Source organism: Microbacterium sp. ISL-103 (assembly GCF_018613995.1).
Classification (GTDB): domain Bacteria; phylum Actinomycetota; class Actinomycetes; order Actinomycetales; family Microbacteriaceae; genus Microbacterium.
The window spans coordinates 1-5,259 of sequence record NZ_JAGGPD010000477.1; the positions used below are offsets into that span (position 1 = coordinate 1).

The following is a 5,259-nucleotide window of genomic DNA, read 5'->3' on the forward strand; positions in this document are numbered from 1 at the left end:
CGGGCGGGCGGGGGATCCACACCGCGGGGTCGCCCGGCAGCGAACCGAGGATCGCGACAAGCGCTGCGAGGATCAGCACGCCGGGCACCAGCGGGCGGGCGATCCTGTCCGCGAGACGAGCACGCTCGCCCTTCTCGGTCTGTGCTTTCTCTACCAGTTCGACGATCGTGGTGAGCGAGTTGTCGGTGCCCGCAGCCGTCGTTTCGACCTCCAGCGCGCCGGCGCTGTTGATCGCGCCGGCCGACACAACATCGCCAGGCTGGACCTCGACCGGGATCGACTCCCCAGTGATCGCCGAGGTGTCCAGGCTGGAGCGACCGGAGCGGACGATCCCATCCGTTGCGATCCGCTCGCCCGGGCGGACCACCATGACCTGACCGACCATAAGCTCTCTCGCTTGCACCTGCACAGCGTTGCCGCCCTGCAGCACGGTCGCTGTTTCCGGGACGAGCTTCAGGAGCGCCCGTAGCCCCCCGCGGGCCCGGTCCATCGCCTTGTCTTCGAGCGCCTCAGCGATCGAGTACAGGAACGCCAGAGCCGCGGCCTCCTCGACGTATCCGAGGACGACTGCACCGATGGCGCTGATGGTCATCAGCAGTCCGATGCCGAGCTTGCCCTTGAACAGCTTTCGTATCGCGCCAGGCGTGAACGTCGACGCACCCAGCAGCAGACCGGCCCAGAACAGCACGAGCGCCGGAATCTCGAGGCCGGACCACTCGAGGATCAGGCCGACGAGGAACGCAACGCCGGAAAGGACCGGCACCATGATCCCGCGGTCCCTCCACCACGGCCGCTCAGCCTCTTCGTGTTCCTCTCCCGCCGGGGCGGCGGACTCGTGCTCGCAGCCGCACGCCGCGCTCACGCGTCAGCCCCTGCTCCGCAGCAGCCCGGCACCGTGCAGGCCGAGTCCACACACGGCGCGTGCTCGTCCACAGCCAGCGTCACATCCACAAGCGCGAGGAGGGCCGCGGCGAGAGGAGGGTCGGCGATCTCGTAGCGGGTTTGCCGGCCCTCAGGCTCGGCGACAACGATCCCGCAGTCACGCAGGCAGGTGAGATGGTTCGACACGTTGGAGCGCGTCAGCTCTAGCTCACGGGACAGGACTGCGGGGTAGCTCGGGCCACCGAGCAGAGTCATGAGAATCCGAGAACGCGTAGGATCAGCCATGGCGCGGCCGAGCCGGTTCATGACGTCAAGACGAGAAGCAATGGTCAGCATAAGCTGAACTATACAGTCTCCGCTGACCTATTTCCTATGCGGTCAAGCCAATGCCCTCAGGGCATGGTCTTCGAGCCCGAAAGAACGCTGCCGCCCAGAATGCACAGGCGAGCTCGACGCGTCTCTGACATGAGCCGTCTTCTGGTTCCGGACGCGCTCCGCGGGTTCGCGATTGTCGCGATGCTCATCGCGCACGCTGCTCCGTTCGTGCCGAACGCACCGTGGGCGGTGCAATTCGTCACGGCGAACTTCAGTAGTGTCGCGTCGCCGCTCTTCGCACTCGTCATGGGCATGTCGGCGGAGCTTGTGTGGAGACGCGGCGGCGCTGCGGGGGTGACGTTGCTGCAACAGGCTCTGCGTGGCCTGTTCCTCATCGTCCTGGGTGTGTGGATGGCCACGTGGGGCTCCTGGCTGGCGGTCATCCTGAGCTATCTCGGGCTGCTCATCATCCTCGGCGCGCCCCTTCTACTCCTGCGCAGCTCGGTCGTGATCGCCGCGACAGCGGTCCTTGTCCTGGCCAGTCAGCCATTGCTGAGCGTCGCACGCACCTGGATTTGGGTCTACACCGCGCCGCCGCCCGTGCGTGAGGTCATGACCTGGATGTTCCTGGGCCCTCAGTATCGGGTGGTCAACCTGTTGCCGATGTTCCTCATCGGTGCCCTGTTGATCCGTCACGGCTTGAAACGCGATCGCTTGTTGTGGATCATGGCGGCTGTGGCGCTGTTGGCGTATCTTGCCTGGGGTTTCGGGCAGCGCTTCGGCACGGTGTTATCGGGGGACTACCTGGACTCTCTGAGGGATATTGGCTTGGTGTTCGCCGTCTACGTCTGCGTTGTGCTGGGGGCTACGGTGAGGCGGGAGCATGCAGAGCGTTTTTGGGGTGCTGTCTTTGTTCCCCTGTGCGCGTGCGGTCAGGTGGCGTTGTCCCCGTACTTGCTGCACGGCGGTCTCATCGCACTCTGGAGTAACGCGTATGGCCGCCCTGCCGAGAACTTCTACTTGGGCTGGCTGGTGATCGTTCCGGGCATGATCGGGGCGGGTTGGTTGTGGTGGCGGTTTGTTGGAACTGGTCCAGTTGAATGGGTGATGGGCTGGCTCAGCGGACGTCCCAAGGCTTTCTCGCTTCGCCCGTAGAACGGGCGCGTGGCTCACGGGTTCGCAAGAAGACTTGATTGGTGGGGCTGGTACCATCCTGAGGTCATGGTCGTCCACGGTCGCGCTCACAAATGCGTTAGCCGAGCCGACGAGTTCCTGATAACGAAGATCATTACAGCCCTCGGGCTGGCGCTACTTCTCGTTGTCGGAGCATGGCCGGGCGGCCATCGTGACGTGACAGATACGACTCCGTATCTGAGCACGACATCCTCGTCGTCACTAGGGACGCCTTCTGTCGGCCAGGACTCCGCTGGTTCCGGTGAAATCGGTGTCGGCGCAACTGCGGAACATGTCGTGGCTGGGGATACTGCGAACGACATCATGATCGGCGTCGCCGGGTGCCTCTTGGGTATCCTCTGCTGCTTCTTGGTGCTCATCGTCACGCGGATCTTCCGCCGTCACGCCCCCTCTTCTCGCGTTCGTGAACGTTTGCCGCGCGCACCATCACTGGCGGCCATGACGGGGCGCCTGTTCGTATTGCCTCCTTCTCTCACACAGCTTTCTCTGTCGCGAACCTGATCCTGGCGGCGCCATCTCTTCGATGGCGCTCCCCTGGTCGTCCTCGTTCGTTGTGTGTGTGTGTCTGGAGTGTCTATGAAATCTTCTATGAAAGCGGTACTTGTCACCGTGGCTCTCGCCGTGGTGTTGCTGATCGTTGCGCTGGTGTTCGTCCTTGTCAATCAGAGTCGAGCTGCCGCACCCGAGACGGGGGCCGCTGATGGTCCACAGGTCGTCCGTGAGAACTCGCATGTCCTCGATGACGGAGGAGATGGGGCGGTGACGGTGGTCGAGTTCCTCGATTTCGAGTGCGAGGCCTGCGGTGCTTTTTATCCCCTCGTCGAGGATCTCCGTGGCAAGTTCGATGGCGAGATCACGTACGTGATCCGCTACTTCCCGTTGCCGGGTCATCTCAACTCGAAGAATGCCGCGATCGCTGCCGAAGCCGCAGCGCAGCAGGGACGGCTGGAAGAGATGTATCACCGCCTGTTCGAGACGCAGTCTCAATGGGGTGAGGCTCAAGAGTCTCGTGCGGACCTGTTCCGGGGATTTGCGGAGGAACTCGGATTGGATATGGCCGCGTTCGATGATGCGGTCGCTGATCCGGCGACTGCAGAACGGGTCCAGTTCGATCTAGACGAGGGTGAGCAGCTCGGTGTCAGCAGTACCCCCTCGTTCTTCATCGATGGGGAGCCTGTCGTGCTGGAGACGTGGACTGACCTGGAGGACACCATTGAAGCCGCGGTGAACGGTGCTGAATGATGGCGCGTTCGCTATCGCACCGTCGCGTCATCATCGTCGGCGCCGGGCACTCCGGGTTGGCGACAGCCGCCGCACTCAGGTCCTCCGGGCTTGAGCCGCAGAAGGACTTCGTGATCATCGATTCTGCACCTCCCGGTCGACGAAGCTGGGCCACACGGTGGCAGTCGATGAAGCTACGCAGCGCGGCCCGCCACAGTGTCGTCCGCGGGTTTCCTTTCCCGGGCGATGGAGACCGTTATCCGAGTAAGGATGAGATGTCCGATTACCTGTCTTCGGTGGAGAACGCCCTCGGTGTGAAGACCGTATGGGGCACTCGTGCTCTTGGAATCACCCGGTTGGGCGACGGATCCACACTGCATCTGTCGACCTCCGCCGGGGAAGTGCAAACCCGAAATGTGGTCTGTGCAACGGGAGCTGCCGCGGTGCCGCGCGTGCCGGGCTGGCGCCTGGAACTGGCAGTACCCGGTGTTGTGCTGCATTCCAGCCAGTACCTCTGTCCCGCCCAGATACCTCCCGGCCGCGTGTTGATCGTTGGCGGTGGACTCAGCGGAGTGGAGATTGCAGAAGAGCTCGCTTCCTCCCACGACGTCACCCTCTCCACTCGAGCGGAATCCTCAGAGGTGTCGGAGCGGCCCATCTGGTCGAGGCTGCGACGTCGGGGTCCGATGTCTGAGTCACGCCCCCGCGTAGCTTCGACAGACGTCACTCATGCCGCCGCCGTGACGGAGGTACACGGAGACACCGTGATGTTCGCCGATGGGGCGTCCGTGAAGCCGCATTCCGTGATCCTTGCGACCGGGTACAGGCCGGCGGACGCATGGCTGCCCGATTCGGAGCCGCCCGGGCAGCCTTTGCACGTCAGTGCACGCATCCCGGGACTGTTCACTGTTGGCATGCCGCGTTACTCCCGGGCAGATGCGGGCACCCTCGCTGGGGCGGGTCGTGATGCGGCGATCGTCGCCCGGCACATCGTTGGACGGCCGTAAAGGAGCACCATGACAGAAACAGGGCACAGTCACGGTATCGGTGACGCCACTCCCCGCAATCGCCTGGTCATCGCGTTCGCGATCACCTCTTCGGTCTTCATCGTCGAAGTGATCGGCGCAATCATCACAGGCAGCCTCGCACTGCTTGTTGATGCGGCGCACATGCTCACCGATGTCGTCGGGTTGGCGATGGCCGTCACCGCTGCGCATCTGATGAATCGTCCCCCGACTCCCAAGTACACCTTCGGTCTTCGACGCACGGAGGTTCTCGGTGCGCTCGCTCAAGCAACTTTGCTGCTCGGGGTGGGCATCTTCGCGCTCGTGGAAGGCGTACGGCGGCTGTTCGAGCCCCCTGAGATCGCATCGGGGAGTCTGCTGTTCTTCGGCATCGTCGGTCTCGTCGCCAACATCGCCTCCATGCTCGTATTGTTCAGCGGCCGCGGACGCAGTCTCAACATGCGCGCCGCGTTCCTCGAGGTCGTCAACGATGCCCTCGGTTCCGTCGGGGTCATCGCCAGCGCCATCCTCATCGCCGTTTTCGGTTGGTATCAGGCGGACGCCGTCGCGGGCGTCTTGATCGCGCTGCTCATCATTCCCCGCACTCTTATCCTGTTGCGAGCATCCGCTCGGGTGCTGTTGG

The 5,259-nt window shown here is 63.6% G+C and carries 5 protein-coding genes and 1 pseudogene; 4 read left to right on the forward strand and 2 right to left on the reverse strand.

Annotation, left to right across the window (positions count from 1 at the left end; translation table 11 throughout):
- Both J7E68_RS16210 and J7E68_RS16215 read right to left on the reverse strand, forming a co-directional pair.
- Positions 1-862, reverse strand: a pseudogene (locus J7E68_RS16210) (cation-transporting P-type ATPase); the annotation flags it as partial.
- Entirely contained in the window at positions 859-1,218 is a 360-nt protein-coding gene (locus tag J7E68_RS16215) for a metalloregulator ArsR/SmtB family transcription factor (RefSeq protein WP_215174333.1), read from the reverse strand. The pseudogene J7E68_RS16210 and the gene J7E68_RS16215, both read right to left, overlap by 4 nt.
- A 129-nt stretch (positions 1,219-1,347) precedes the next feature.
- Between J7E68_RS16215 and J7E68_RS16220 the strand changes: the two genes are divergently transcribed.
- The 4 genes from J7E68_RS16220 to J7E68_RS16235 form a co-directional block, all read left to right on the forward strand.
- Entirely contained in the window at positions 1,348-2,352 is a 1,005-nt protein-coding gene (locus tag J7E68_RS16220; RefSeq protein WP_215174335.1) for a hypothetical protein, read from the forward strand.
- Between the two features lie 615 nt (positions 2,353-2,967).
- Entirely contained in the window at positions 2,968-3,633 is a 666-nt protein-coding gene (locus J7E68_RS16225; RefSeq protein WP_215174337.1) for a thioredoxin domain-containing protein, read from the forward strand.
- Positions 3,633-4,619 carry an NAD(P)/FAD-dependent oxidoreductase gene (locus J7E68_RS16230; protein ID WP_215174340.1) on the forward strand — a complete coding sequence of 329 codons (987 nt, stop codon included), beginning with the start codon at positions 3,633-3,635 and terminating at the stop codon, positions 4,617-4,619. Before J7E68_RS16225 ends, J7E68_RS16230 begins: the two co-directional genes overlap by 1 nt.
- 9 nt (positions 4,620-4,628) lie before the next feature.
- A partial coding sequence (locus tag J7E68_RS16235) for a cation diffusion facilitator family transporter (protein WP_215174339.1) occupies positions 4,629-5,259 on the forward strand: 631 nt, incomplete at its 3' end.

What these genes read in the sequence shown, in the direction of transcription:
- J7E68_RS16230 (WP_215174340.1), top strand. Translation starts at nt 3,633, where the DNA reads ATGGCGCGTTCGCTATCGCACCGTCGCGTCATCATCGTCGGCGCCGGG.
- J7E68_RS16215 (WP_215174333.1), bottom strand. Translation starts at nt 1,218, where the DNA reads ATGCTGACCATTGCTTCTCGTCTTGACGTCATGAACCGGCTCGGCCGC.
- J7E68_RS16225 (WP_215174337.1), top strand. Translation starts at nt 2,968, where the DNA reads ATGAAATCTTCTATGAAAGCGGTACTTGTCACCGTGGCTCTCGCCGTG.
- J7E68_RS16220 (WP_215174335.1), top strand. Translation starts at nt 1,348, where the DNA reads ATGAGCCGTCTTCTGGTTCCGGACGCGCTCCGCGGGTTCGCGATTGTC.